The organism is Nocardiopsis baichengensis YIM 90130 (assembly GCF_000341205.1).
Lineage (GTDB): Bacteria > Actinomycetota > Actinomycetes > Streptosporangiales > Streptosporangiaceae > Nocardiopsis_A > Nocardiopsis_A halophila.
Window position 1 is genome coordinate 1 of the sequence record NZ_ANAS01000038.1, and the last position, 26,269, is coordinate 26,269.

Below are 26,269 nucleotides of genomic sequence, written 5' to 3' on the forward strand. Positions count from 1 at the left end.
CCCCTCCTCGCCGGAGGCGTCGACGCCGGGGAATGAGCCGGTGTGAACGGAGACGAATGTCGTACGGAATCATCACGATTCCGAACGGCCATCGTGGAAATCGCCGGTGGTGGGAAGTTTCACAGGGCCGCGCGGGTCGGTGGCGGGGCCGCACGGGGAAGATCCCTGTTCCCGGGCGGTGACGGGGGTGCGGCTCTGCGTCGGTCAAAAAGCGTGTTTTTTGACGGCGCCGCCAAGTCTCCTGGGTCTTCTCGTGTGTCCCAGGTCACCTGTTCGTTAATGCGTGAGAATTGTATGATTTTACTTCACTGGAGTTTAATAAAACCGAACAAAGTCAGTACCCCACAGCGTGCGCCGGGCACCCCGGCGCACGCCCCCGCACCCCGCCTGGAAGGCTTGAAAGGTTGGCTCGGGCATGAGTGAAGACGGCAAAGGGCGCACGGTGGAGCTGCGGTACGAGGGCGGGGAACAGACCTTCCCGCTGCTGACCGGCACCGAGGGCGAACGGGCCATCGACGTCAAGGCGCTGCTGTCGGGCGCCGGGATGACCACGCTCGACCCCGGTTTCGGCAACACCGCCTCCTGCCGCTCGGAGATCACCTACATCGACGGAGCCGCAGGGATCCTCCGCTACCGCGGCTACCCCATCCAGGACCTGTCCAAGCACAGCTCGTTCCTGGAGGTCGCCTACCTGGTGATCCGCGGAGAACTGCCCTCCGCCGGGGACCTGAAGGACTTCGCGGACCTGCTGCGGACCAACGCAGGGATCCCCGACGAGATGCGCACCCTGCTCGACGCGCTGCCGCGCAACGGGCACCCCATGACCCTGCTCGCCGCGGCGGTCAACACGCTGGCGGCCTACTACGCCGACAGCGCCGACCCCGAGGACGACGAGCAGGTCGAGGCCGCCACGATCCGGCTGTTGGCCAAGCTGCCGACGATCGCGGCGCACATCCACCGGCGTACCTCCGGCTCCGAGCCCATCGCTCCGGACCCGGCGCGCGACTACGTCGAGAACTTCCTGACCATGCTCTTCGGCGAGGGCACCGGGGACACCGAGCTGGACGCGCTCTACACCAAGGCGCTCGACCTGCTCCTGCTGCTCCACGCCGACCACGAGCTCAACTGCTCCACCGCCACCGTGCGCGTGGTGGGCTCCTCCGACGCCGACATCTACGGCTCGGTCTCGGCCGGTGTCAACGCCCTGTTCGGCCCGCTGCACGGCGGCGCCAACCAGGCGGTCCTGGAGATGCTGGAGGAGATCCGGGGCATGGGCGGCGACGTCGACGCCTTCCTGGAGAAGGTCAAGGCCAAGGAGACCCGGCTCATGGGCTTCGGGCACCGGGTCTACAAGAACTTCGACCCGCGCAGCCGGGAGATCAAGGGCCTGGCCGCCGACATCCTGGCCCGCCAGGAGCGCCCGGACGAGCTCTTCCAGCTCGCCCTGGAGCTGGAGCGCAAGGCGCTGGCCGACCCCTACTTCACCGAGCGCAAGCTCTACCCCAACGTCGACTTCTACAGCGGCGTCATCTACCGGGCGATGGGCTTCCCGACCAACATGTTCACCGTCCTGTTCGCGATCGGCCGGCTGCCCGGCTGGATCGCCCACTGGCGGGAGCAGCGCAAGGACCCGGCCACGCGCATCGCGCGGCCGCGGCAGCTCTACGTCGGTCCCGCGGAGCGCCCCTATCCGGGCCAGGGGTGAGCCGTCCGGCTCCCCGCGGCGGGTCCGGGACCGCCGGGCCCGCCTCTTTCGCCCCCGGTATGACTGCTTTGCGTTAATATTGCCCACCTGTCGGTAGTGGCCCCCGGCGCGGCGGGGAACGCCAAGGGCATGCTCGACTACATGTCCCGGCACTGGTGGGTGCTGACCGTGCGCGGCGCGGCGGCCGTCCTGTTCGGCGTGCTCGCGGTGTTCTGGCCCGGCATCACCGCCGTGGTGCTGGCCGTCCTGTTCGGCGTCTACGCGCTGGTGGACGGGGTCTTCGCCGGGGTGCTGGCCTTCCGCACCTCCGGGAGCGACCGCACGCCGCTCATCGTCGAGGCGGTCCTGGGCGTGCTGCTGGGCGTGGTGGCGCTCCTGTGGCCGCTGGCGACCGTCATCCTGCTGACCGTCCTCATCGGCGCCTGGGCGGTGTTCACCGGCGTCGTCGAGATCGTCACCGCGGTGCGGCTGCGCAAGGAGATCTCCGGCGAGTGGCTGTACATCCTGGGCGGCGCGCTCTCGGTCTGCTTCGGCCTGCTCATCTGGTTCTGGCCGCTCGAGGGCGCCGTGGCCATCGCCCTGATCATCGGCGTCTACGCGATCCTGTTCGGCGTCGTGTTCATCGTGCTCTCCCTGCGGCTGCGCTCCGCCGGGAGCAGCGGGGGCGTCCTCCCGCAGGAGTAGGCGGGGTGTCTCCCGCGGGCGCATGACCGGGGCCGCCGGGAGCGGGGATGATGCCCCCATGAGGATCTCAGCGCCCAGGCTGGAGGGATGGCGGCTGGACGCCGCGCTCGCCCTGTTCACCGGGGCGGTGCTGCTCGCCTCCGAGCCGCTGTTCGCCGCCGAGCGGGGCGTGCCGGTCTCCGCGCCCGCCCTGGCGATGCTCGGCGTCGGCGCGGCCGGCCTGGCCGTCGTCGGCCGCCTGCCCTACCTGACCGCCGTCGTCTCGCCCGCGGCGATGGTGCTCTACTACATGGTCAGTCCCTCCGACGGGTGGATGGCCTGGATCCTGCTGCTGGTGACGGTGGTCCGGCTGGCGGCGGTCGGCGACCGGGCCGGCGTGGCCACCGCCGTGCTGGTGACCCTGGTCGCGGTGCTCATCGGGGAGGGGCTGTCCTTCGACCCCTGGCGGGCGGTCGCCGTCATCGCCTGGCTGATCGTGATCTTCTCCGTGGGCGAGAGCGTCCGCAACCGCAACGCCTACCTGCGCGAGGTCGAGCAGCGCGCCGCCGACGCCGAGCGCGGCCGGGAGGAGGAGGCGCGGCGGCGGGCGAGCGAGGAGCGGCTGCGCATCGCCCGCGAGCTGCACGATGTCGTCGCCCACAACATCTCGCTGATCAATGTGCAGGCCGGGGCCGCCGTCCACCGGCGCGACCCCGAGGACGCCTTCCGCGCGCTGGAGGCGATCCGGGGCGCGAGCAAGGAGACCCTGCGCGAACTCCGGTCCACCCTGGGCGTTCTGCGCCAGGCCGACCGGGAGGAGGAGGCGCCCGCCGGACCGGCACCCACCCTGGACCGCCTCCCCGAACTGGTGGAGTGGACCCGCGCCGCGGGCCTGAGGGTGGTGCTGGACGCCGATGCCGTCGCCGACGTCTCCGCACCCACCGAACTGGCGGTCTACCGCATCGTCCAGGAGGCGCTGACCAACGCGGTGCGGCACTCCGGGGCGGGCGGGGTCCGCGTGCGCGTGGCCGCCGACGGCGACGCCGTCCGGGTCGGGGTCGACGACGACGGCACCGGCGGCGGGCCGGACCTGCACGAGGGCAACGGGCTGCGCGGCATGCGCGAGCGCGCCGCGGCGCTCGGCGGTACCTTCTCGGCAGGGCCCCGCGACGGGGGCGGGTTCACCGTCGAGGCGCGGATCCCCCGCAGGCCCGGCGACGGCGGGAGGCGCACATGATCAGGGTGGCGATCGCGGACGACCAGACCCTCGTGCGCGCGGGGTTCCGGTCGATGCTGGAGGGCGAGGACGACATCGAGGTGGTGGCCGAGGCCGGCGACGGTGCCGAGGCTCTGGCCCTGGCTTCCCGGGAGCGGCCCGACGTCGTGCTGATGGACATTCGCATGCCGGGCACCGACGGCCTGGAGGCCACCCGCCGGATCGTCGCCGACGAGCGGCTGAGCGCCGTCAAGGTCGTCATCCTGACCACCTTCGACCTGGACGAGTACGTCTACGGCGCGCTCAAGGCCGGGGCGTCGGGGTTCCTGGTCAAGGACACCGAGCCGATGGAGCTCATCCACGGGGTGCGGGTGGCCGCCCGCGGCGACGCCCTGCTGGCGCCCTCGGTGACCCGGCGGCTGATCGCGGAGTTCGCCGGGCGCATCAAGGAGCCGCCGCCCGAGCCCCGGCTGAACAGCCTGACCGGGCGCGAACGCGAGGTGCTGTCGGCGGTCGCGGCCGGGCTGACCAACGAGGAGCTGGCCCGGCGCCTGGTGGTCAGCCCCGCCACCGCCAAGACCCACGTCAGCCGGGTGCTGTCCAAGCTGGGGGCGCGCGACCGCGCCCAGCTGGTGGTCATCGCCTACGAGTCGGGCCTGGTGCGGCCCGGCTGGCTCTCCTAGCCGCCGGCCGTTCCGGTCGCACAAGGTAAGGTCTCTGTCACCGACCGGACACGGTCGTTGGCCCCCCTCTCCCTTGTCCTGCAGCGCACGGCTGCTCGAGACTCGGAACTGAGGGGGACGCGGCGGAACCCGGCGGACAGGGGAGCGGGCATGGCCAAGTGCACCGATCCGACGCGCGGCGGGTGAGGACGTGGACATGAGGACCTGCCCGGCCTGCGCCGACCCGGTCGGCGGCGGCGACGATTACTGCGAGAACTGCGGCCTGCGCCTGACCCCGGTGCCCAACGGGGAGCCGGACGCCGGGGGCGGCCGCGACCGGGTGGAGGCGGCGCTGGGGCCCATCGCCGGGGTGAGCGACATCGGCCTGCGCCACCACCGCAACGAGGACGCGCTGGCGCTGCTGACGCCCGGCGCCCGCTCGCCCGCGCTGATCGGCGTGGTGTGCGACGGGGTCTCCTCCGCGCCGCGCGCCGACGACGCCGCGCTGATCGCCGCCGAGACCGGGGCCGCCGAGACCGCCCGCGCCCTGCGCGGGGGCGCCGCCCCCGCCGAGGCGGCGACCGCCGGGCTGCGCAGGGCCGCCGCCTCCGTGGCCGCCCTCGCCGACGGCGCCGGGGCGCCGGCCTGCACCTATGTGGCGGCGTCCATGCCCGAGGGCGGCGGGCCGGTCACCGTGGCGTGGATCGGCGACAGCCGCGCCTACTGGGTCCCCGGCCCCGGGGCGCCCGGGCCGGCGCGGCTGCTCACCCGCGACGACTCCTGGAGCGCGGCCATGGTCGAGGGCGGCGTCCTCACCGAGGAGGAGGCCGGGAACTCCCTGTACGCGCACACCATCACCGCCTGGCTGGGCGCCGGCTCCGGCGAGGCGGAGGGGCACGTCGCCACCGTCGACCTGTCGGGCCCCGGTGCCCTGGTGCTGTGCACCGACGGGCTGTGGAACTACGCACCGGCGGCCGCCGACATCGGGGCCCTGGTGCCGCGGGCCTGGCGGGACCCGGCCGCCGCGGCCCGCGCGTCGGTGGAGGCGGCGCTCGCCGCGGGCGGCCGCGACAACGTGACCGTCGTGGTGATGGCCGTACCGGAGGAGACTCCGGAGGGCAGGTCGGTATGAGCACGGGGAGCGCGGCCTTCCGCGCCTCGGTGGACCAGCACCCCTGCCTGCCGCCGAGCTGCGTGGGGTGCCCGCCTACGGCGACCGCCTCGGCCCCCTCCCGGACGGCGAGGTGAACCGGGCGCTGACCCGGATGGACCAGGACGGCACCGCCGAGGAGCTGCCGGAGCGCCGGTTCGGCCGGACCGGGCTGGAGCCGGTCACGATCGTTCCCCGGTCCGTGGGGTGCGGGCGGCGCCGCGCGAGCGCAGCGCCGCCGCCCCGGCCCCGGCCAGCAGCAGCGCGGCGCAGTAGGCCAGCTGCGCCGGGCTGAACGCGAACGCCGCCACCCCGCCGAGCACGGCCGTCACCGCGATCCCGAACACCCGGTGCGCGCCCCGGAACAGGCGCGCGTAGGCCACCGCGCACACCAGGTAGAGCAGGTAGAAGTTCTGCCCGGCGATGGTGAGCAGCTCCGACAGCGACAGCAGCCCCGTCTGGTTGGCGGCCAGGACCGCCAGGAAGCCCGCCAGGCAGGCGCCCACCGCGCGGCGCGGCTGCGCCGCGCCGCCCAGGCGCGCCAGGGCGCGCGGCAACAGGCCCTCCCGGGCGCTCGACATGACCAGCCGGGAGGCGCCCCAGACGGCGCCGATCAGGTTGGCCGCGATGATGACCACGCCCAGCACCGCTACCACGCCCGCCGCCCCCGGGGAGACCGACTCGGCGACCAGCGCCCGCACCGGTGCCTTGAGTGCCTCGGAGTCGTCCCGGGCCAGCAGGGTCTGCACACCCAGCGCCAGGAGCAGGTACATCACCACGACGATCACGAAGCTGATGGCGACCACGCGCGGGAAGTCCCGCCGGGGGTCGGCGTACTCCTCCGTCGTGAAGGAGAGCATCTCCCAGCCGGTGTAGGCGAAGAAGACCGCGCCGATCACCAGCACGCCGGTGACCACCGCCCCGGGCTCCGGCGGCGGCAGGTGCTGCGCCGGCTCCCCGGCGCCGACCGCCAGCACACCGATGACCAGCAGCATCGTGGTCAGTACCAGGGCCAGCACCACCTGCACCCGGGTGGACAGGCTCACCCCGACCGCGACCACCCCGGCGGCGCCGGCCAGCAGCAGCGCGGCCGCGGCCGGGCCCGGCACCTGGGTCAGCCCGGGCAGCGCCGTCAGGTAGTTGGCGCCGGTCAGCGCGATCGCCGGGATGCCCAGCCCGAAGGTGCCCAGGGACAGCACCTCCACGCCGGCCGCCGCGTGCCGCCCGAAAGCGGCCTGGGCGAACCCCGCCACGCCGCCGGCGCCCGGGTGGGCGGCGCCCAGCCGGGCGAAGACCACCAGCAGCGGGACGGTGGCCGCCGAGGCCGCGATCCAGGTGTACAGGGCGGCGTCGCCGACCTGGCCGTAGACGATGCCCGGCAGCACCAGGGCGCCGCTGCCGACCACGATGGTGATCGCCAGGGCCACCGCCCCGGGCAGACGGAGGTGGCCGCGGAGCCGGGAGGCCTCGGCGGGCGGGTCCTGGGTACTGCTCACGGGCGTCCTCTCGTGGGAGCGGGGGCGTGCGGGAGCGGGGGCGGAACGAAAGAGGCGGGTCCGCGCGAGTGCGGCGCGGAGCGGGCACGGGGGCCGCCCGCCCTGCGCCGGGCCGGGGTTCTCGCGCGGACCCGCCCGTCTATGTGGGCACGGCTACTCGAACTCGGGCACCGGCCGGGGGTGGTCGGCGGCGGCGAGGAACGTCGTCTCGGCGGTGCGGCCGCCCTCGGGGCTGATGATGTAGACGGCCCCGTCGGCGCCGGCCACCGAACCGTGCACGGTCTCGGCCGGCAGCGCGATGTGCGTTCCGGCCGTGCAGGCGCGCTGGTGGTAGCCGTCGCCGTCGATCCAGAACAGCAGGACCTTTCCGGAGACGACGAAGAGCTCCTCTTTCAGACTGTGGAAATGCCAGGCGTGGACTTTGCCGGGCCGGTCGTTCTGCAGTTCGATGCTGCCTTGCATGGGGAGGAGTTCGGAAATCCTTGCCGGGATGGACGGGGGGACCTGGTCGGAGAAACGGACGCTCATGCTTCACCCTCACTCTCCACGTCGTCCCGCGCTTTCTGTGCGCGGACGGAGAAGGGGCACCGCGGGGGCACGGCGGTGCCCTCCTCCTCTTCGAGGAAGTACTGGGTCCATTCCCGGTTGCCGTCGGTTCCGTAGTCGCCGAGCACCGGGGCGGGAGGGACGTCGTCGAAGTCGCGCAGCCGGCCGCGGATGATGCGGCGCGCGTTCCGGCCCTGGAAGGAGGTGCCCTCCAGGCCCTCGAAGACGAAGCGGGGCTGGAAGGTGATGCAGAAGTAGGGCAGACCGCGGCTGCGCCGCCGCTCGTGGGCGGGGGTGTTGACCACGACGAACATGGGCGTTCCGGCGAAGCAGAACTCCCAGGTCGGGGACTCGGGATCGCGGGGGATCTCCGCGGGCCAGGGCTCGCGGTCGTGCTCGTGCACCCGCTGCAGCAGGGCCCAGAACCGGTCCTGGTAGGCCTTCACGGCGGCGGGGCCGGCGCCGGGGTCGGGGCCCAGGGCGCCGCGGTAGAGGACCACGAGCGAGGTGCGGCGGCCGATCGCGGGGGCCTCGGCGGCGTAGCGGGCCAGGGCCTCGGCGGTGCCGCGGGCGGCGGCCTCGATCCCGGGGTCGGCGGTATCGGCGCAGGTGTCGTCGACGAAGGCGAAGCGCAGGGTGCCGCGGCGCAGGGCGTCCACACCGAAGACGCAGGGGAACGGCGCGTGCTCGTCGAGCAGCCGTTCGGTGAAGATCTCCTCGGCGCGGCCTTTCCAGTCGCCGGATGCCCGCCGTGCGGCGGGCGCCGTCATCGCGCCGCTCATGATCGGGATGCCGCTCCTTGTGCCGGGTGCTGGGGACGGGGAACGAAGGGGACCGCGCTCGGGCGGTAGCCGAATCGATGCTCCGCTTTTCCGGGGGCGCCGGGAAAGTGGAAAAACGGCGGGCATGCTTCAATTCATGCCATGCGTGTCGTATCCGTACTGATCTATAACGGTATGAGTGTTTTCGACTACGCAGTGTCAGCAGAGGTGTGGGGGATCGACCGCACCGGAGCCGGGGTGCCCCGGTTCGAGCTGCGGCGCTGCGGGGTCCGCGGGTCCGTGGCCGCGGCGTCGCCGGGGGCGAGCGTCCGCGCCACCCACGGCATGGACGCGGTCGCCGGCGCCGACCTGGTGGTGGTGCCCGGCGGGCCCGACCCGGTGCTCGACTACCCGCCGGACCTGCTGGCGGCGCTGCGTGCGGCCGACCGGTCGGGCACCCCGATCGCGGCGCTGTGCGGGGCGGCGTTCGCTCTGGGCCAGGCGGGGCTGCTGCGCGGGCGGCGGGCCACCACCCACTGGATGTGGATCGAGGAGCTGCGCAAACGCTTCCCGGACTCAGTGGTGGAGGAGGAGGCGCTGTTCGTCAACGACGGCAGCCTGTGGACCTCCGCGGGCACGGCGGCCGGCATCGACCTGTGCCTGCACCTGGTGCGCGGCGCGCACGGGGCGGACACGGCGGCGGAGATCGGGCGCCGGATGGTGACCCCGCCGCACCGGTCGGGGACCCAGCGCCAGTACATCGAGGCGCCGGTGTCCGGGAACGACCCCTTCTCCGACACGCTGGCCTGGGCCCGGGAGAACCTGCACGTCCCGCTGACCGTGCGCCGGCTGGCGGCGCGCGCGGGCATGTCCGAGCGGACCCTGGCACGGCGGTTCGTGCAGGCGACGGGCGCCACCCCCCTGCGCTGGCTGCACGACCAGCGGGTGCAGCTGGCCCAGCGCCTGCTGGAGGGGACCGACCACCCGGTGGAGGCGGTCGCCCACCGGGCGGGGTTCGGCTCCTCGGCGGCCATGCGGCGGTCGTTCGGCCGGACACTGGGGGTGACCCCTACCGAGTACCGGGCGGCCTTCCGGGAGCGCGGGGTGGACTGAGGAGGGGGCGCCGGCCCGTGTCGTCCCTGCGCAGACCGCCCGCCGCGTGGTCTGATACCGGGTATGCGCACTCGGTCGACCACGGCGCCGGCGTCCGCGGCGACCGCCCTGGGGCTCGCCCTCGGGGCCGTCGCGGCCGCCGTCGCATTCGCCCCATCCGTCACGGCCGAAGGGGCCGGTGCGCGAACATTCGGAGAATCGTGGGCGGACCTGGTCGTGGTGGCCCCGGACCGGCTGCCCGGCGGGTCGAAGGGGTACATGGTCGGCCACCCGGACATCGAGGAGGTCCTGGTGGCCGAGGTGCGCGAGACGGGCACCGGCGGCCGCGAAGGACGCGTCCTGGCCGCGGACCCGGACGAGCTGGCGGGGTTCCAGCGCGTGTTCGGGCAGGAGCGTGAGACGGGGGCGTGGGGCGACCTCAGGGAGGGGGCCCTCGTCCCGGCGTCCGGCTCCGAGGACAAGTTCCCCTCCGAGCACGCACGGGTGCGCCCCTTCGGCGCCTTCCCGGTCGCCGAGGCGGCCCGCCCACCCGTCCCGGGCGTGGACGCGGTGGCCCCCGTCGACCCGACGGACGAGGCCCGCCCGGGCCGCACGAACGCGGCCTTGATCTCCGCACGGTGGGCCGACCAGGAGGAACTGAGCAGGGACCTGCTGGCCCACCTCCCGAGGGGATCGACCGTCACCCCGGTGAAAGAGTGGCCGGAGGAGGACACCGAGCACCGCGCAGAGTGACGTCCTCTCGGGGCACCGCACCCCACTCTTAGGCGAGGCGGCGACGGGGCCGAGGGCCGCCGGGCCCCTGCGATGCCGCACCGGCTGCGAACACCATGGACGCTCCCGATCCCGGAGCCCGTCCCTCACTCGCACATCGCCCGCGCGCCGTGTCCAGGATGGACGGGGCACGCTCAGGCGTGCCCGACCGTCTCGGTCCGGGAGAACCAATCGGCGGCGTCGTCCTTCGACAAGGCGACCAGGATGGCGATGTCCATGATGATCCCGGCGACCGTACCGAGACTGAGGCCCTGCATGAGGTTGATGCCCATACCCCCCAGGTCGAGGACGGCGACCACGCGCGCGAAGGTCCGGGCCTGGAGGCCGCCCGCACGCAGCTTCCCGGCGGCGACGAGGTACAGGACGAGGAACACTGCGCCGACGACGAGCCCGAAGACCAGGAATCCGGCGCTGGTATCGGCCTCGGCGAGGACGGCGTCCATGTCGCTGCCCACGATGAGGAACATGCCGCACAGCATCGCCAGGCCGAAGCCGACGATGACGGCATGGGCGATGAACAGGCCACGGGCGGTCCTCACCGAACCGGGCATTGGGGGAGTCATGCAGTGGGCTCCAAGGCGGATGGGGGCCATCGGTCAAACCCGATGAGGCTAGCAACCCCGGCCGGTGGGCCTTTCCTCGTCCGGAGGAGGGGGCCGTGACCCCTGAAGTTTGGAACCGGTGGCCTATGCGGCCTCGGTTAGTGGCCCGTCATCGTCGTCCCCGCCGGGCCCTCGCTCCGGTCGGCGGGTGGTGTCCCGGTGTCCTCCGGCCCCGGAGGCCCGGGCCCGGTAGTGGGCCTGGAGGCGGCGCATGTGCTTCTCGCGGTTGTGCCGCCCGCACAGCAGCTGCGCGTTGCCCAGGGCGGTGGCCCCGCCCTCCCACCACTCGGTGCGGTGGTCGCCCTGGCACCACCGTGCCGGAACGCTGCACCCCTCCTCCCACTGGCACGTGCCCGCCGTGGCCACCAGGGCCTCGCGGATGCGGGTGGGGAAGGTGCGTCGGGCCCGGCCGATGTCGACCACGCCCTCGACGGGGTCGGTGACCAGCCGCCGCAGGATGGAGTCGGAGGCGAAGGCCCGAACCGCCGAGGGCGGGAGCAGCCGCCCGCGGTCCGTGGTGGCCGGGGCCGCCCCCTCCGCGCCGAGGAGGGCCTCCAGCGGGACCACCACGCTCACCTGCGGACGCAGGACCCCACGGCGGCGGGTGCCCTGCTCCACGCGGGGCGCGTTCAGGGCGGTGGCGGCGTCCGAGCCCTCTTCGGGCACCGGGACCGGCAGGCCTTCGGCGGCCAGGCGGTTCTCGCACAGCTGGACCAGGGCATCGAAGCGCCGCTGGGCCGGGGTGCGCTCATCCGGCGGGGTGGTGTGGGCCTCGACGGCGGTGCGGATGATCTCCGCCGAAGCCGCATCACCCTGGACGTGCAGGGCGAACCCGAAGGCGTTGTCGGTGAAACGCGCCTCCCGCGCCCCGTAGGCGTCCCGGTTCTGCTCCTCGTGCTCTTGGGGGCTGATGCGCTGGGGCAGCTCCCTGCCGATCCGGCGCAGCATCCGGTCGCCCGCCCCGGAGGCGGCGGCCTGGACCATGATGTCCTCGGCCTTGGCCCGGTAGTCGCCGGCCTCGGGGTGGCGGTCGGTGCAGCGCCCGGCCACCGCCCTCTCCGACAGGTCCATGACCAGAGCGAGCTGGCCGAAGGCGATCTCACCGGCCTCCGCAGAACGGACGGCCTGCGGGTAGTCGCCCAGGTGGTCGGCCACCGTGGTGACGGCGTTGGCCTGGGAGATGGAGCGGCCATTGGCGCGCAGCAGCCCGGCCACCGTGGAGTGGCCCGAGCCCGCGAGGGCCCCGGCCTCGCCGATGCGGGCGGCCAGCCGCGCCAGGGCTAGGTCCAGCTGCCCCTGCCCGGCGGCCAGCACCCCGGCCAGCTCGCACAGCACCCGCCCCGCACCCGGCGCCAGATCCTCGCCTACCGCCCCCTGGGCCTCGGCGAGCACACCGGAGATCCCGGCCCGGATCCGCGCCGAGCGCGAACCCGCCGGGATGCCGGGGTGCCGCTGATCTGCCATACACCCATTATGAACCACCCGCCACCATTTTTGGAGCCCCGGCGGAAGATTGCCCGAAGAAATTCACGGAAGCACGGTTATCCCAGCTCAGAATACATGTTGATCATGAACGGAGGGTGTTGGACTATTGCCCGTCAAAGGCGCCCTGGAAGTCCGGTCGCTTCGCGCGGAAAGGCGCCTTTGAGGCAAGACCCCTTTCTTTTTCCAGGGGCCCTGGAGTCGGGGAGGGGCGCCCGTTCCAGACTGTCCTGGAACGGCGGAGGGGGCCTGTTCCAGGGCGGGGCGCGGATAAGGACCGATGCGTTCCCAATTCAGTTGGAGGTGCATCGGGCACCCCGCTGTCGGGCGGATGCGGGCGCGCGCCCCGCACGCGCGGGGCAGGGCGGCCGCCAACGGCCCCCGCGGGGCCACCCCCTCGGCCCGGACGGGGTGAGAGGGGCATAATAACGTTCAGCCGGCAGTCCAATACGCTTGTTCCTGTGAACTACGCAACGTCGCCGATCTTATTTCGATTGATCCAAAGGCAGACGGCAACACACCCCGAGATGGTGGTCGGAATCGATACCATGATCGCTATCGACAGCTGCTGAATGCGACGGGCGTCACACAAAAGATTGGCGTCGTTTAGTTCAGTAAATACGCCTGTGTCTTCATCCCAGTATGTCAGGTCTTCTCTGGGGGGAGCGGCAGTAAGTGGCGCATCGCACGTAACTACCTGCCCTGGCTCGAGGGTCTCCCCGCCCACGGACCGGACACCAAGCGTGGGAACAGTAAGAAAGTAAACTATGGCAATGACGCCGACTGCGAAGATGATCGACGCTATTATCGTTCGTTTCAATTTCAAATCCTACTCGGCGGGCTTCAGCCCGGTTCGGTTCAAGATTTCCCGACTGTCGTCGTAGCGCTGCGTCGTATCGTTGATCGCGACAGAGTTGTACGAATTTGTGTACTCGGATTCATAGTTTCTCATCTCGTCTTCGTAGCCGACGGATTCGAGTGAGCTCCACGTAGCCCCCCGTGCGTTATCGCGGCTAGTAGAACTGTACTGGTCGGCGTAGGGGCGGAATCGAGGGTCATTCTCAGGGTCAACGAGAAGTGAATCATCGACCTCCACGTCGATACCTTTTTGCTGAAGGTGCATAATGGTGTAGAGGTTGTTGTCGAGTGTAACGTACTCCTGACCTTTGTCGTTCAACCCGTCCTTGTTAGTTATGGAGGAAGTGGAGGGCGTATCCACGGTTCCATCCCACAGGTAGTCTGTGTAGGATTTGGTGGTAGTGCTCGCGGCTCCTCCCGCGTAGGGAATGTTGCCTACGGTTGCGTCCACGGCCGCCTGGGTGCCGATTTTCTTGATTTTGACTTCGCTTATATCCCGAGAATGGTCGGCGTTCTGGAGGACGAGTTCCGAATTATGGACAGATGAGTCGAAAAGTCCATTGAGTCGGCCATGGGCCGATGCCGCCTCCTCGGCGCTGATCTCGCCTTCCAAAAAGCTGTCCATTAGCTCTGTCCTCGTCAACTGGATATCGCGATACATGTTGACGGCGCCGACTTCATCACTGGCAATGAGCTCCATGAAGAGAGCCCTGTTATAGCCGGGGATTTCGAGAGCCTCCTCTCGCCCGGAAGCGTAATCTTCCGGAATGTCCTCGGTCTGAAAATTGAACTCTCCTGCGTTTGGACTCGCCTGGCCGAAGTCAAGCGCATAAGAGCCGAATACGCGCCCGAACTCCTGTGCGACCTTCGGGTTGTCTGCAATCGCTCCACTTTCTCCGAGTATGGTATTATAAGCGTCATCGGAAGTGGTGTTCTCGACCAGTCCCAGAGCTGAATGCCCGGCGAGGCGCCTTTCATCGGGATTATCAGAATCTGCGGCTTCCGGGATCCAGTCGATCAAACCGGCGGCTGCTTCACCGTCGTCCGGCCACTCATAGGAGAAGAGGTCGGCAAGTGCCTCTTCGGTCTCTTTTTGGTTGAGCTCTGGATGGTCGTATGTTCCGAGCGCGTCGCTTCCGTACTCCCCGTCGGTTCCCGTTGATCCCGTGAGAACCATGTGGTTCGCCTCGTGGTTTCTGGATGAAACCCCTAGGAGCTGTTGAAGGGTGTCGTCGCTGTCGTCGCCATCGGTGTGCTCGACAACACTGATCTCATCATCCTTGAGGCGGCCGGCGATGTCTCCGATAGAGGTGGTCAGGTTCGCCGAGAAAGTTTTGCCACCCACGAGTGGAGTACCACCCGGGTTCGGCGCAGAATCCAGGATGAGATTGAGCTCGTAGGCGTCATCGCTCCATCGGCCGAACCTGTCTTGAACCGATTCTTCTCTTCCATGCGGGCGAGGAGCGGCAGGGTATGCCTCAAGCCCTTCTACTGTTCTCTGGATTCTCTCTGGAAGGCGCTCGTAGTCACCACCGATGGACTCATTGGACAAGGCGAGTATTCCGCCGCCGAGAACCCCGAGAGCGTCCTGTCGCTCATCGCTGCTCATATTCTCGGCATTGTCGATGGCCTGAGATAGTGTATAAATTTTTCCGTCGAAACCACCGAGAAATCCATCGAGGAACTCGATCTGGTGGTCGCGATAGGTGTCGCCGGTGCGTTGCAGAGTGCCGGCTTGATTGATGACGCCGTTGATCACGGACATCATGTAGTAGTAGTCTTCGTCCAGCTCTTTCTCGCCGTCCCAATAGGGCTGGAGCTCACGCGCGAACTTCTCGCCTGTCCCTTTGTCTACGGGGAAATAGACGAGTTTGCGGGACGCATTGTATGCTGCCCAGCCGCGGCTTTGGGGTTGGTCTCCTTTCGCCCGCGCATTGTCGGGTCCTGGGTCGGGTCAACTGTGCTTCCTGGTGTGGACATCGCCTCAGCTTCGTCCCACCTGCTGTTGATGTCGTCGATCTTGCTGCGGTAGGTTTCGACTGCGACGCTCCACTGTTGGAGCTGTCCCCAGGCGAAATAGCACGCGGTGAGCGCTGACTGCCATGCCGACGCGTTGTCGTCAGCCGCGGATCGGATGGGTTCGGCTATCAGTTCATGAAACTCTTTCGAGGCATCATTGAACAGGGCTTCGAGATCACCGGACTTTCCCGTTATCCTGCTGACGAGGTCCAGGATGCTCTCCTGTGTAGAGGTCAGCTTGCCCAGGTCGGCGTCGTCCTTGTATTCGAAATGTCCCATCGATCCTCCAATCCGGCCTTATTCGTTGATGGGGCGACTGACGCCACCGGTCGATCCGTCCATCGCTTCTGCGTTTTCGGAATCGACGTCCTTTGCTTCGCCGGCGCCCGCTTGGATGTTCTCTCCGAGCGATATGCCCTGTTTTTCAACGTTCTCCATGCTGGCCTGTTGCTCGGAGGCGTAAGACGACCACCCGGAAACTCCCGGGGTTTTTCCGCATGCCGCCGGGGCGTCAGTACCGATGAGTTCCTCAAAATCTGAGGACAGTCCCTTGAAATCGGAGGCGTACTCTGCCGCGTCGGCGCCCTTGCCGTATGCATCAGTGGCGTTGACGCCGACTTCATGCCCAGACATGACATCTCCTGTCGCTGTTCGTGTCTTAGGTCAAGCGAACGGCCAGTGGGTGTCCGTTCATTGATGCGTCCTTCGGGGACTCGAAGTTTTCTTCCGCCTCTGAGGCCGGTGCGCCGTCCTCCTCGAATTCCAGGCGGTACCACGCCTCGTCCGTCTGGAGGAGGGCCGCGTCACGGTTCTCGTTCGGCATGTACTGCTGCAGGGTTCCCTCTCCGACGAGGAGGGGCGTGTCCTCGAAAGCCGTGCCGGATTCGTCCAGGGTCAGCAGGTGGGCTCCGGGGGTGGAAGCGTCGCCTGACGGGGTGGCCGCGGGCTGGGACCCCTCAGGGGTCACGATGACCGTTCCCCCTCCCCATACCGGGGCCCCTCGGATGTGCTGCCACTGGGTGCCGCCGGACATCAGGGTCGCGTTCATGACCGTGTCTCCGCTCTTGCGGACGGTGAGGGTCTCTCCTGCGGGGCCGGTCGCGGACTGGACGGGGGCCTGTTCCCGGACGTGCAGCTCCCCCTCGGGGGAGACCGTCCACTCCTCCGGGTTGCCGTTTTCGTCGAAGGGGACCGTGCCCTCCTGTTCCGGGGTGGCGGTGGGGTCGTCCATGGGGACCGACATCACCTGGAAGGAAGCGGCCTGTCCTTCGGCCGCCCGGGAGGCGAACCAGAGGCGGTTCCCTTGGATCACGGGGTCGGTCCAGACCTCGGCGGGCGGGGTCTCCAGGGACGCCGCCGACTCGTAGACCAGCTCGCCCTCCTCGTTCTCCACGAGCTGTGCGATCTGGACCGTCTGCGCCTCCGGGGGCGCGGACACGAAATAGTTCCAGTCCTCCGAGAACTGCGCCCACACCGGCAGGTTCGGCGCCATCGGGTCGACCGCCCCCTCGGGGAGCATGAAGGCGTCCTTCTCCTCGCCGGTCTCCGGGTCGAGGAACACCAGAGCCTGGTCCTGCTCCGGGTCGCCGCCCTCATAGCCGCGGTAGAGGAGGGCCAGGCCGGTGGGCGGCTCGGAGGACGGATCGTCCTTGCCCGAACCGCCGCCCCCGGTGGTCTCAGGGGTGCTGCACGCCGTGGCGAGGAGGACGGCGGTGCAGGCGACGGCGCAGGCGGCGGCGACGCCGCGCCGGTGGCTCCGGTGGCGCCGGTGGCGCCGGACAGCAGAACGGGGGCGGTGCAATGGGCGGGCCTTTCCTCGCGTGCGGGCAGGAGCGGCGGGCGGGGCAGGTCACTCGGGCGGGTCGCTCCAGGCCACCTGCACCTGCTCGGGCGGACGGCCCCGGCGGGCCAGCAGCGCGCGGCCCTGGGGGAGCTGACGGGACGCCACACCGTTGGCCAGCCGCCCCTCGGCCCGGTCGCCGGAGAACAGCACGCCGGGTGTCGACATGTCGCCGAGCGCCTGCAGGACCGGCTCGAACATCGCCCGCGACGTCCCGCCGGTCCGCCGGGAGGTGACCATGTGGAACCCGATGTCGCGCCCCTGCGGCAGGAGCTCGGCCAGCGCCGACAGCGGGCTGTTGCGCCCCGCCACCAGGTCCATGTCGTCCACGACGACGAAGATCTCCAGCCCCTTCCACCAGCTCCGCTCCCGCAGCTGCTTCGGGGTGACGTCCGGCCCGGGCAGCCGGTCGCGCAGCGACCCGGCCAGGTCGGCGGCGACCGCCTTGGTCTGGTCCGGCGACGTGCAGTACGCCAGCAGGTGCTCCTCGCCGACCAGCCCCAGGTGCGCCCGGCGGTAGTCCACCAGCACGATCCCGACCTCGGCGGCCGGCCGCTCGGCGATCTGCCGCAGCAGCGCCCGCAGCAGGGTCGACTTGCCGGTCTGCGGGTCCCCGAACACCACCAGGTGCGGGTCCTCGTCGAACATCATCCGCGCGGGCTCCAGGTCCCGCTCGGCCACGCCCATCACCAGGCTCTTGTCGTGGGCCCGCGCCCGGCCCCGGCGCTTGCGCGGCTTGGGCGCCAGCTCTGCCAGATCGACCCGGTCGGGCAGCGTGCGCACCTGCTGGACCGGCCCCTGCTTCCACCGCTTGGCGGCCTGGGAGACGAGGTCGCGCACCCCGTCGGCCAGGTCGGCGTCGTCGTCGGTGCCGTCGACGCGGGGCAGTGCGATGTGCGCCGTGTTCTCGTCGGCGAGCAGCGCCCGGCCCTGCACCTCCTTGGGCAGCTCCTCGGCGAGCTTGCGGTCGATCCCCGAGTCGAAGGCGTCGGTGAGCCGGAACTCGATGCGCCCGCCGAACAGCGCCTGCAGGCGGCTGCGCACCTGGGAGCTCGCAGCCCCGGTGACCAGGGTGTGCACGCCCAGGGACGGCCCGCGCGAGGCGATGTCCATCAGCGCGTCGTCGGCGTCGTCGAACGCCTCGCGGACCGAGGCCCAGCCGTCGATGAGCAGGAAGACGTCGCCCACGAACCCGCTGGGCAGCCGCCCGTCGGCGCGGGCGCGGCGCATGGCGGCGGGCGAGTCCAGGCCCGCCTGCTGGAAGACGCGCTCGCGCCGGTCCAGCTGCCCCCGCACGTCGGTGAGGATGCGGCGGACGCGTTCGGGGTCGGCCCGGCCCGCGACGCCGGCCACGTGCGGCAGCTCCTGGAACTGGGCGAGCCCGCCGCCGCCGAAGTCGATGGCGTAGACCCCCACCCGCCCGGGCGGGTACCGCCAGGCCAGGGAGGCGATGAGGGTGCGCAGCAGGGTGGACTTGCCGGTCTGGGGGCCACCGAGCACGATCATGTTGCCGTCGCCGCCGGTGAAGTCCAGCTCGGTGGGGACCTGCCGCTGCTCGCGGGGGATGTCGGTGACGCCGATGACCGCGGTGACCTCGGCGGGGTCGGGCTCCTGCGGCTCGGCCTCCGCATCGACGACCCGGTCCAGCGGCAGCGCCTCGGGCAGCGGCGGGAGCCAGACGGGGCGCACCGGCCGCGCCTGGGCCTCCACGATCCGGTCGACCGCGATCTGCAGGGTGGTGCGGGGCTTCTCCCCGCCGGAGGCCTGCGGCGCCTCCTCCTCGGCGCCGGCGAAGGGGTCGGCGAGCAGGGGCCGCAGGCCGTTGTAGGAGATGAGGGGGAGGACCGGGTCCTCCTCGGTCTTCGCCTCGGCGGGCGGGACGTAGGGCTGGGACACCATCGCGGCCTTGAACCGCTCGAAGACCGAGGTGTCGACCTTGAGGTACCCGGAGCCGGGCTCGGGCGGCAGGTGGTAGGCGTCGCCCACGCCGATGGCCTCGCGGCTCTCGGCCTCGGAGAAGGTGCGCAGGCCGATCCGGAAGGACAGGTGCGACTCCAGGCCCTTGATCTTGCCCGACTCCAGGCGCTGCGTCGCCAGCAGCAGGTGCACCCCGATGGACCGCCCGATGCGCCCGATCGCCACGAACAGCTCGGCGAAGTCGGGGTGGGCGGTGAGCAGCTCGGAGAACTCGTCGATGATGACGAGCAGGTGCGGCAGCGGCTCCAGGTCGGTCCGCCCCGAGGCCCGCGCCTGTTCGTAGGCGTGCAGGTTGGGCAGGTTCCCCGCGTCCTTGAGGAGCTGCTGGCGGCGGGTGAGCTCGCCGTACATGGCCTCGCGGAAGCGCAGGACCAGCCCGTCGTCGTCGGCCAGGTTGGTGATCAGCCCCGCGCTGTGCGGCAGCCGGTCGGTGTCGGCGAACGTCGCCCCGCCCTTGAAGTCGACCAGCAGCAGCGCCAGCTGCTCCGGCGGGTGGTTGACCACAAGCGACGCCACCAGGGTGCGCAGCATCTCGGACTTGCCGGAGCCGGTGGCGCCCACCACCAGGCCGTGCGGCCCCATGCCGCCGAACGCCGACTCCTTCAGGTCCAGCAGCACCAGCGACCCGGCCGGCCCCACGCCGATGGGCACCCGGAGGAAGTCGCCGGTGCTCCGCGGCCGCCAGGTGCGGCGCGGGTCGAGCCGGGCGACGTCGGGCACGCCCAGGATCTCGGGCAGGTCGACGGTGCCGTGCAGCGCGTCGGCGCCGTCGGAGGCGGCCAGCCGCAGCGGCGAGAGCAGGTGCGCCAGCGTGGTCAGCAGCGCCGCGCCGGCGCGGTCGGCGGTGCCGGTCAGCGGCGCCGCCTGCCCGGGCGTCCCGGTCTCGGGGTCCTGCTCGACGGCGCCGTCGGCGGTGACGTTCAGCCGCAGGTCGACGTGTTCGGGCTCCTCGCGCCGGTCGCCCAGCAGCATGACGACGTGGATCCCCAGCTGCGCCAGGTCGGTGACGGGCGGTTCGGCCGACAGCCCGGACAGCGCCGACTGGAACTCGCCGTCGACGACCAGGACCAGGCGCCGGGTGCCCGGGCCGGGCCGCGCGCCGCGGCGGCGCTGCAGGTCGACGGTGCGCTGCTCGATCTCGGCGGCGAGCAGATCGGCCATCTCCAGGGTGTTCCCGGCGACCAGGCGGGTGGTGAAGGCGGGGCCGCCGACGCCCTCCAGGCCGTCGGCGGCGTTGTGCGGCAGCCACTTGAGCCAGTCCCACTCGGCGAGCAGCCGGTCGTGGCGGACCACGCCCAGGCGCACGTCCTCGGGCGCGGAGGAGGCGGCGAGCTGGGCGGCCAGCGCGCGGGCGGCGTCGCGCCCGGCGGAGCGGTCGCCCACGATCGAGACCACCCCCAGCTCTTCGAGGGGCAGGACGAGCGGTTCCTCGGGGACGTGCGCGTAGAGCTCGATCAGCTGGTCGGCCAGGCCCTGGCAGACGGGGTCGTAGGCGATCAGCGGGCTGGAGGTGTCCACCTTCAGGCTCAGCGGCCGGGCCAGGGGGCGGGTGCCGGTGCCGATGCGCAGGTGCAGGAAGTCGGGGTCGCCGGCGCGGCGCTCCCACCGGCGGGCGGGCATCCGCACCGTCTCGGTGAGCAGTTCGGGCGCCGGGTGCAGGAACGCGCCGCCCGCGCGCTGGGTGGCCGCGACCTCCCGGACGGTCTCCCGGAGCCGGTCCAGGTACTCCACGTACCGCTCGCGCTGCTCGCGGATGCGCTTGCGCGGCCCGTTGTGCTGGGCGGTGAACATGACGATCCCCACCACGACGCTGGCGACCATGACCAGCGCGGCGGCGGCCGCGTACAGCGGGCGGTTGCCCATCGTGATCGCCATCAGCAGCGAGCCCGACCCGCTGATCACCGGCATGATGATCATCGCGAACGAGCTGTTGGAGGGCGGGTTGTCCGGCAGCTGCGGCGGGGGCGCGATGACCAGCGGCTCGGTGCCCGGGTCGGGAACGGAGTGGCGCGCGGGGCGGTGGACCAGTGTTGTCGCCACGGCGAACTCTTTCGTGCACCTGGGAACGGAGAGGAACGGGATTGCTACGGTGATGATCCCGCAATTCGTCGCTTTCTCCTAATTCGCTGCGCACGGTCGGCGCAGGCCCGGCCACGGTGCGCACCTGCTCGTGTGCAAAGGATCGGACGGACGTGAGTGGTTACTGCCGCGTGAAGGTCGCGGGCCCGCAGCGCTGGGCCGACCTCGCGCTTCCCGGGACCGTCCCGGTGGCCGGCCTGCTCCCGCAGGTCATCGGGGTGTGCTCGCCGGAGGCCGAGGGCACCCGGCCGGCCGGGTGGACCCTGGTCGACGGCGCGGGCGTGCCGGTCCCGCCGGAGGGCACCCTGGAGTCCGCCGGGGTCGTGGACGGCGACGTGCTCACCCTGCGCCCGGTCACCGCGCCCGAGCGCCCGGCGCACGTGGACGACGTGCGCGGGGCCGTGGAGGACCGCGTCGACGAGGGCGGGGGCATCTGGGACCCCTCGGCCACGTTCGCCTTCGGCCTCCTCGTGGCCGGAACCGGCCCGCTGGCGATGCTCGGGGTGATGGAGTACCTGCGCCCCGCGGGCGGCAACATCGGCGTGGCCCTGGCCGGGGCGCTGTTCACCCTGGCGCTGACGGTGTTCGCCGGGCGGCGGGGGATGCGCACCGTCGCCGACGTGCTGCTGGGGCTGGCCTGCCTGTGGGGAGCGGCGACGGCGGTGCTCACGGTGCTGCTGGTCTCCGGGCCGCATCCGCCGGCGCTGGCCGCCTTCGGCTGCGCCGGCGCGCTGCTGGTGGCGGCGGTGGGCTGGGCCGTGGAGGAGTCGGGCCTGGCCTACGTGGCGGCGCTGGGGGTGCTCGCCGCGGCGGCCGGCGTGCTGGCCGGTGTGGGCATGGTCACCGACCCCGCGCAGGGGGTGCGGGCGATGGCGGTGGCCCTGGTGCTGGTGGTGGGCGCGCTGCCGCGGGTGGCCCTGGCGATGGGCGGGCTCTCGGCGCTCGACTACGAGGTGCGGCACGCCGGCCAGGTGGAGACCGGGCGCTTCGAGGAGACGCTGACCTCCAGCGACCGGCTGCTGCACGGCCTGGTGCTGGGCGCGGCGGTGGCCACGGCGCTGACCGTGCCGCTGCTGGCGGTCGTCGGCGGCCGGGTGCAGGACGTGCTGCTGGCCGCGCTGGTGGCGGTGCTGATGGTGTTCCGCTCGCGGCTGTTCGACCGGGTCCGGCACGCGCTGCCGCTGCGCTTGGGCGGGACGCTGGGCCTGGGCGCGGCCGCGATCGGGGCCTACCCGCTGGTGCCGGCGCTGGGCCCGTGGCTGCCGGCGGTCACCCTGGCCGCGGGGGCGGTGCTGGCCCTGCTGAGCTGGGTCCGCCTGGCGGAGGTGCCGCGGGCCTCGCTGCGGCGGACGCTGAACGGGGTCGAGATCGTGGCGGTGATCGCGCTGTGCGCGGTGCTGGCCTGGGCGATGGGGCTGTTCGACCTGGTGGCGCGGGTGACCGGGTCCATCTGAGGGGCGGCCGTGCCACCCGCGTTCGGGGCAGTGACCACCGTGGGGTCGAGCACCGCCAGCGCCCCGGCCGGTTCCTCGGCGGTGGGGCGCCGTCGAAGGCGCCGAACTGGAAGGACGAGATCCCCATCACCGGATCGGGCCCGGCCGCGGTGACCGCCTCCCGGTCGTCGGCGGGGAAGGCGTCGAAGAGGTCGGGGCGACGGTGCCGCCGTCCATCGTGACCACGCGTTCGGGGGAGTTCCCAGGTCGGGGCGGGGAGGGCGGCCGCGTCGGCGGCCGATGCGAGCGGGGGCGGGTGTCGACGTGTCGTGCACCGGGGGCCGGGGCGCTTCGGCGCGATCGGTGGGGCGCGTGTCCGGATCCGGCCGGGGGGAGCGGCGTGATCGTCGGTGGCGGTCGATAACCTCTGAGTGAGCCCCCGAGTGTGGTGCGTTACCCCAGAGAACCCAGGAGGAAACCGGTGGCCAACCATGTCGGTCTGACAGAGGCGGACGCCCTCGGCAAGGGCGGTGAAGAGCTCGGAGTCTCCTCCGAAGGGCTCTACCAGCGGCTGAACAACCTGATCCAGGACATGGAGCGGGACGGCGAATCCCTCCAGGGCAACGCCCTGCACAAGTTCCGCGAGGCCCGCAACGAGCTCACCCAGCGCTTCGACGAGCTCATGGGCTGGTGCCGCAACAACGGCATCAAGCTCAACGAGGGCCAGCGCGAGGTCTCCACCGTCGACCAGGAGTCCGGCGACCAGTTCGCCTCGGCGGGCAAGGAGGCCGGCGGCCTCTCCCGGCCGATCAACGCCTGAGCAGACCCCACCGTCATCCCCATCCCCTGAGGAGCCACCGACCGTGAGCAGTTTCGAGGTCTACGGGAACGTCTCCGGCCTGCAGGACCTGAGCGGCACCCAGCAGGAGCACCTGAGCCGCTTCAAGGCGATCATGGAGGACATCCGCACCCAGTCCGAGACCACCGTCAACAAGTGGGAGGGCTCGGGCAACGACCAGTTCAAGGCCAAGGCGGAAGAGTTCGACACCCAGTTCGCCGCCGTCAACGACGCCTTCGCCAAGGTCATCCAGGCCACCGACGACGCCGCGGGCAGCTACGGCCGACTGAGCAGCCGCCTGAACAACCTGTTCTGAGGGCGTCCGTGAGCCGCAGCGCCCCGCCCGTCCCCGCCCCGCCCGAACCGCCCGCCCCGCAGGAGGGCGGCCAGCGGGTCCCCGAGGCCTTCCACTTCACGCCCAACGCCGAGCAGTACGTGCTGCAGGCGGACGCGCTGCGCCGCCGGCAGCTGCGGGCCGCGATCCTGTACGGGTCCAGCCGCTACTGGCGCCGCCGCCAGGCGGTCTGGCCCGCCGTCATCGGCGGGCTCATCCTCATCGCCCTGATCTGCGGGGGCATCGCGGTGCACGCGGCGTTCCAGAAGCAGCAGGAGATCAACGAGGAGCGCCGGAACGGCGGCCAGAGCGGGCCGGTGTTCGGCGTCCGGTCGGGACAGGAGTGAGCGAACAGATGTCCGGGGGCACGCCGCCGTCGGCGGCCGCCGTCCGGGTGCCGGGGTTCCGGTCGCCGGTCCTGGCCTACCGGGGCCGGCGGGCCCGGGTGTTCAAGGCGGTCAACGAGCGCACCGGCGCGCCGGTGGCGCTGAAGGTGATGCACGACGCCGGGGGCTACGACGAGATCGCGCGCCTGCGCGACCTCGGGGGCGCCCGCGGCGTGGTCCCGCTGCTGGACGTCGCACGCGCGCAGACCGGCGAGCCGGTGCTCGTCATGCCCTTCCAGCCGGACGGCTCCTACGCCGACATCCTCGCCCGGAGCGGGCCGGTCGACCTGCCCGAGGCGGTGCGCGCCGGGCGTGCGGTGGCCGGGGCGCTCGCCGCGCTGCACGGCGGGGGGCTGCTCCACAACGACGTCGTGCCCGGCAACGTCCTGCGCTCGGGGACCTCGGCGGTGCTGACGGACTTCGGGTGGGCGGCGGCCCTCGGAGCCGCGCCGCCGCGCCTGCGCACCAGCTCCGAGCTGGTGTTCCACGCCCCGCCGGAGGTCCTGCGGGGCCGGGCGCCGGTCCCGGCCTCGGACGTGTACTCCCTGGCCTCGACCCTGTGGACGGTCATCGCCGGGCGGGTGCCCTTCGCCGACTGGGACGGTCGGAGCCCCGACCCGCGGGAGTACGCGCGCACCGCGCTGCGCGAGGCCGCCCCGGACCTGCCGCTGCCGGGGGTGCCCCGGCAGGTGAACGCCCTGCTGGTGGGGGCGATGGCCAAGGACCCGGCGGAGCGCCCGGCGACCCCGGCGGAGTTCGAGGAGGAGCTGGGCCGCCTGTGGTCGGTGGTCGGGACGGCGTACGGCTCGGTCACCCCGGCCGGGGGCTCGGCCTCGGGAGCCGCGCAACCGCCGCGTCCGGAGCCGTCTGAGGGGCGGCCTACTGCGGATGCCCGGCCGGCTGCGGACTCGTCCGCTGGGCCTGGGGCTGTGCCGTCGCCTCAGCCGCCTCAGCCGCCTCAGCCGTCTCAGCCGGTGCGGCAGGACGGGGAGTCTGCCGCGCCTTCTGGCGGTCAGGTTCCGATGGACCCCCGGTCGGGCGAAGTTCCTGCCACGGATGCGTCGGTTCCCGGGCCCTCCGCGAAGGCCGCTGACGAGAGTGCCCCTGCGCCTTCGGCGGACCCCGCACCGTCGGGGGGAGTCCCCGAGGCCCAACCCTCCCCGGTTCCCTCGATCACGCCCGCTTCGGCGGAGCACCGCGGCCCCGCGGTGGTCGATCTCGGGCTGACCGCGGAGTTCCGGCGCAAGGGGCCGTCGCGGCCTCCGCGCAAGGTCGGGCGGCGTCCCAAGTCCAAGCCCGTACCGGGGATGGAGAACGGTGGCGCCGACGGCGCGGGACAGGCGGAGGCGCCTCACGCGAGCGGGGCGCCGGCCGCCCCGCTCGACCAGGCCCGTGTCCTCTACACGCAGCAGGCCTGGCAGCGCCTCGAAGGATGGACCGGCGGCCCCGACACCCCGCGCCTGCCCGGGACGGGAGACGGGCGCGCGGACCGGGACACGGTCGCCCCCGGCCGCGGCGCCCCTGACGGCCCCGTCGCTCCCGACGGCCCGGTGCGGCCGCGCTGGCGGCGGCACCTGCACATCGGCGCCGCGGCGGCCGCCGTCGTCGTGCTCGCCTGCCTGCTGGGCGCCGGCAGCATGGCGCGCCCCGGGCCGGGCGTGACCGCGGCCGGCGCGCAGACCACCGACTCGGCCGCCGGCTCCTCCGAGAGCGGGCAGTCCGGGGAGGAGCAGAAGAAGGCCGAGGAGGACAAGGGGAAGGACGACGGCGGGAAGAAGGAGGGCGGGGAGCCGCGCGCCCCGGAGCCGCCCGGCGGGGTCGCCCTGAAGGACGGCCTCACCAGCGTCGAGGTCACCTGGAAGGACGCCTCCGGCGGCACCGCCCGCTACTTCGTGGTCGGCGGCGTCATCGACGCACCGCCCTCCACCCTGGCCCGCACCGGGCCCGGAGTGCAGAGCGCGCAGGTCGACACCGCGAGCGAGACGGCCGAGTACTGCTTCACCGTCGTGGCCGTCGACGGACGCTCCTCCGCCGCCGAAGAGGTCTGTACCGACCGGGCCGGCGCGCGCGCCCAGGCGCAGGCCGAGGCCGAGCGCGAGCGCCAGGAGGAAGAGGAGGCCGCTCAGGAGGAAGAGGAGAAGGAGGAGTCCTCCGGCTCGGCCTCCGGGGACGATTCCGGGGCCGAGGAGTCGACCCGGCAGCAGGATCCCCAGGGCGGCCTCGCGGGGAATCCCGCCGAGTCCTCCGGCTGACGCAGGACACGACGGCCCAGCACACGGGGACGGCCCCGGCGCGTGCGCCGGGGCCGTCCTGGTCGCCGCGGTGTGCGGGGGACCGC

22 protein-coding genes are annotated in these 26,269 nt (G+C 71.9%); 12 read left to right on the plus strand and 10 right to left on the minus strand.

The genetic code is table 11. The features are described from left to right. Positions 1–415: 415 nt before the first annotated feature. From C892_RS0125305 to C892_RS0125325, 5 genes are all read left to right on the plus strand, one after another. Positions 416–1,705 (plus strand): citrate synthase, encoded by a 1,290-nt coding sequence (locus C892_RS0125305; protein WP_017539449.1) that lies wholly within the window; start codon positions 416–418, stop codon positions 1,703–1,705. Between the two features lie 96 nt (positions 1,706–1,801). Further along, positions 1,802–2,389, plus strand: coding sequence for an HdeD family acid-resistance protein (locus C892_RS0125310; RefSeq protein WP_017539450.1), 588 nt, complete (start codon positions 1,802–1,804; stop codon positions 2,387–2,389). A gap of 58 nt (positions 2,390–2,447) precedes the next feature. After that, positions 2,448–3,605 (plus strand): sensor histidine kinase, encoded by a 1,158-nt coding sequence (locus C892_RS0125315; protein WP_040685603.1) that lies wholly within the window; start codon positions 2,448–2,450, stop codon positions 3,603–3,605. Then, positions 3,602–4,267, plus strand: a complete 666-nt coding sequence (locus C892_RS0125320; RefSeq protein WP_017539452.1) for a response regulator transcription factor — start codon at positions 3,602–3,604, stop codon at positions 4,265–4,267. The genes C892_RS0125315 and C892_RS0125320 overlap by 4 nt, the downstream gene beginning before the upstream one ends. A gap of 196 nt (positions 4,268–4,463) precedes the next feature. Further along, positions 4,464–5,378 carry a PP2C family protein-serine/threonine phosphatase gene (locus C892_RS0125325; RefSeq protein ID WP_017559498.1) on the plus strand — a complete coding sequence of 305 codons (915 nt, stop codon included), beginning with the start codon at positions 4,464–4,466 and terminating at the stop codon, positions 5,376–5,378. 200 nt (positions 5,379–5,578) lie between these two features. Here C892_RS0125325 and C892_RS0125330 read toward each other — a convergent pair whose 3' ends face one another. From C892_RS0125330 to C892_RS0125340, 3 genes are all read right to left on the minus strand, one after another. Continuing rightward, entirely contained in the window at positions 5,579–6,892 is a 1,314-nt protein-coding gene (locus C892_RS0125330; RefSeq protein ID WP_017559499.1) for an APC family permease, read from the minus strand. Between the two features lie 153 nt (positions 6,893–7,045). Beyond that, positions 7,046–7,354, minus strand: coding sequence for a cupin domain-containing protein (locus C892_RS0125335; protein WP_017539457.1), 309 nt, complete (start codon positions 7,352–7,354; stop codon positions 7,046–7,048). 62 nt (positions 7,355–7,416) lie between these two features. After that, positions 7,417–8,220 carry a YqcI/YcgG family protein gene (locus C892_RS0125340; RefSeq protein WP_017559500.1) on the minus strand — a complete coding sequence of 268 codons (804 nt, stop codon included), beginning with the start codon at positions 8,218–8,220 and terminating at the stop codon, positions 7,417–7,419. Between the two features lie 174 nt (positions 8,221–8,394). On the opposite strand from C892_RS0125340, the gene C892_RS0125345 reads away from it, so the two are divergent. Both C892_RS0125345 and C892_RS0125350 read left to right on the plus strand, forming a co-directional pair. Beyond that, the gene (locus tag C892_RS0125345) at positions 8,395–9,312 is read left to right on the plus strand and encodes a GlxA family transcriptional regulator (protein ID WP_051060608.1); all 918 of its coding nucleotides are present in this window, start codon (positions 8,395–8,397) and stop codon (positions 9,310–9,312) included. 63 nt (positions 9,313–9,375) lie between these two features. Beyond that, positions 9,376–10,044: a hypothetical protein gene (locus C892_RS0125350; protein WP_017559501.1), complete on the plus strand. Its 669-nt coding sequence runs from the start codon at positions 9,376–9,378 to the stop codon at positions 10,042–10,044. Between the two features lie 173 nt (positions 10,045–10,217). On the opposite strand, the gene C892_RS0125355 is transcribed toward C892_RS0125350, so the two are convergent. The 7 genes from C892_RS0125355 to eccCa all read right to left on the minus strand — a co-directional run bounded on the left by C892_RS0125355 (position 10,218) and on the right by eccCa (position 20,778). Continuing rightward, complete coding sequence (locus C892_RS0125355; protein WP_239647529.1) at positions 10,218–10,622, minus strand: hypothetical protein; 405 nt, start codon at positions 10,620–10,622, stop codon at positions 10,218–10,220. Between the two features lie 147 nt (positions 10,623–10,769). Further along, positions 10,770–12,149, minus strand: a complete 1,380-nt coding sequence (locus tag C892_RS0125360; RefSeq protein ID WP_017559503.1) for an HNH endonuclease signature motif containing protein — start codon at positions 12,147–12,149, stop codon at positions 10,770–10,772. An 847-nt stretch (positions 12,150–12,996) separates the two neighbouring features. Beyond that, a complete protein-coding gene (locus C892_RS0125365; protein WP_152513469.1) occupies positions 12,997–14,793 on the minus strand; it encodes a TPR repeat domain-containing protein in 1,797 nt (598 codons plus the stop codon). Between the two features lie 83 nt (positions 14,794–14,876). Further along, entirely contained in the window at positions 14,877–15,323 is a 447-nt protein-coding gene (locus tag C892_RS31480; protein WP_152513470.1) for a hypothetical protein, read from the minus strand. An 18-nt stretch (positions 15,324–15,341) separates the two neighbouring features. Next, a complete protein-coding gene (locus C892_RS31485) occupies positions 15,342–15,677 on the minus strand; it encodes a hypothetical protein (RefSeq protein ID WP_152513471.1) in 336 nt (111 codons plus the stop codon). A 25-nt stretch (positions 15,678–15,702) separates the two neighbouring features. Further along, positions 15,703–16,845: a hypothetical protein gene (locus tag C892_RS0125375; RefSeq protein ID WP_017559506.1), complete on the minus strand. Its 1,143-nt coding sequence runs from the start codon at positions 16,843–16,845 to the stop codon at positions 15,703–15,705. Positions 16,846–16,893: 48 nt separating this feature from the next. Further along, a complete protein-coding gene (eccCa, locus tag C892_RS0125380) occupies positions 16,894–20,778 on the minus strand; it encodes a type VII secretion protein EccCa (RefSeq protein WP_239647538.1) in 3,885 nt (1,294 codons plus the stop codon). A 275-nt stretch (positions 20,779–21,053) separates the two neighbouring features. On the opposite strand from eccCa, the gene eccD reads away from it, so the two are divergent. The 5 genes from eccD to C892_RS0125410 all read left to right on the plus strand — a co-directional run bounded on the left by eccD (position 21,054) and on the right by C892_RS0125410 (position 26,183). Continuing rightward, a complete protein-coding gene (gene eccD, locus C892_RS0125390; RefSeq protein ID WP_026124635.1) occupies positions 21,054–22,394 on the plus strand; it encodes a type VII secretion integral membrane protein EccD in 1,341 nt (446 codons plus the stop codon). 460 nt (positions 22,395–22,854) lie between these two features. Then, complete coding sequence (locus tag C892_RS0125395) at positions 22,855–23,193, plus strand: hypothetical protein (RefSeq protein WP_017538282.1); 339 nt, start codon at positions 22,855–22,857, stop codon at positions 23,191–23,193. A gap of 43 nt (positions 23,194–23,236) precedes the next feature. After that, positions 23,237–23,527 carry a WXG100 family type VII secretion target gene (locus tag C892_RS0125400; RefSeq protein WP_017538281.1) on the plus strand — a complete coding sequence of 97 codons (291 nt, stop codon included), beginning with the start codon at positions 23,237–23,239 and terminating at the stop codon, positions 23,525–23,527. Between the two features lie 8 nt (positions 23,528–23,535). Continuing rightward, positions 23,536–23,892 (plus strand): hypothetical protein, encoded by a 357-nt coding sequence (locus C892_RS0125405; RefSeq protein WP_017559510.1) that lies wholly within the window; start codon positions 23,536–23,538, stop codon positions 23,890–23,892. 8 nt (positions 23,893–23,900) lie between these two features. Next, the gene (locus C892_RS0125410) at positions 23,901–26,183 is read left to right on the plus strand and encodes a serine/threonine-protein kinase (RefSeq protein WP_017559511.1); all 2,283 of its coding nucleotides are present in this window, start codon (positions 23,901–23,903) and stop codon (positions 26,181–26,183) included. The last annotated feature ends 86 nt before the right edge of the window (positions 26,184–26,269 follow it).

Coding starts and splice junctions, on each gene's coding strand:
- C892_RS0125305 (WP_017539449.1), top strand. CDS start 416: ATGAGTGAAGACGGCAAAGGGCGCACGGTGGAGCTGCGGTACGAGGGC.
- C892_RS0125320 (WP_017539452.1), top strand. CDS start 3,602: ATGATCAGGGTGGCGATCGCGGACGACCAGACCCTCGTGCGCGCGGGG.
- C892_RS0125345 (WP_051060608.1), top strand. CDS start 8,395: ATGAGTGTTTTCGACTACGCAGTGTCAGCAGAGGTGTGGGGGATCGAC.
- C892_RS0125340 (WP_017559500.1), bottom strand. CDS start 8,220: ATGAGCGGCGCGATGACGGCGCCCGCCGCACGGCGGGCATCCGGCGAC.
- eccCa (WP_239647538.1), bottom strand. CDS start 20,778: ATGATCATCATGCCGGTGATCAGCGGGTCGGGCTCGCTGCTGATGGCG.
- C892_RS0125365 (WP_152513469.1), bottom strand. CDS start 14,793: ATGATGTCCGTGATCAACGGCGTCATCAATCAAGCCGGCACTCTGCAA.
- C892_RS0125410 (WP_017559511.1), top strand. CDS start 23,901: ATGTCCGGGGGCACGCCGCCGTCGGCGGCCGCCGTCCGGGTGCCGGGG.
- C892_RS0125335 (WP_017539457.1), bottom strand. CDS start 7,354: ATGCAAGGCAGCATCGAACTGCAGAACGACCGGCCCGGCAAAGTCCAC.
- C892_RS31485 (WP_152513471.1), bottom strand. CDS start 15,677: ATGTCTGGGCATGAAGTCGGCGTCAACGCCACTGATGCATACGGCAAG.
- C892_RS0125360 (WP_017559503.1), bottom strand. CDS start 12,149: ATGGCAGATCAGCGGCACCCCGGCATCCCGGCGGGTTCGCGCTCGGCG.
- C892_RS0125325 (WP_017559498.1), top strand. CDS start 4,464: ATGAGGACCTGCCCGGCCTGCGCCGACCCGGTCGGCGGCGGCGACGAT.
- C892_RS31480 (WP_152513470.1), bottom strand. CDS start 15,323: ATGGGACATTTCGAATACAAGGACGACGCCGACCTGGGCAAGCTGACC.
- C892_RS0125350 (WP_017559501.1), top strand. CDS start 9,376: ATGCGCACTCGGTCGACCACGGCGCCGGCGTCCGCGGCGACCGCCCTG.
- C892_RS0125315 (WP_040685603.1), top strand. CDS start 2,448: ATGAGGATCTCAGCGCCCAGGCTGGAGGGATGGCGGCTGGACGCCGCG.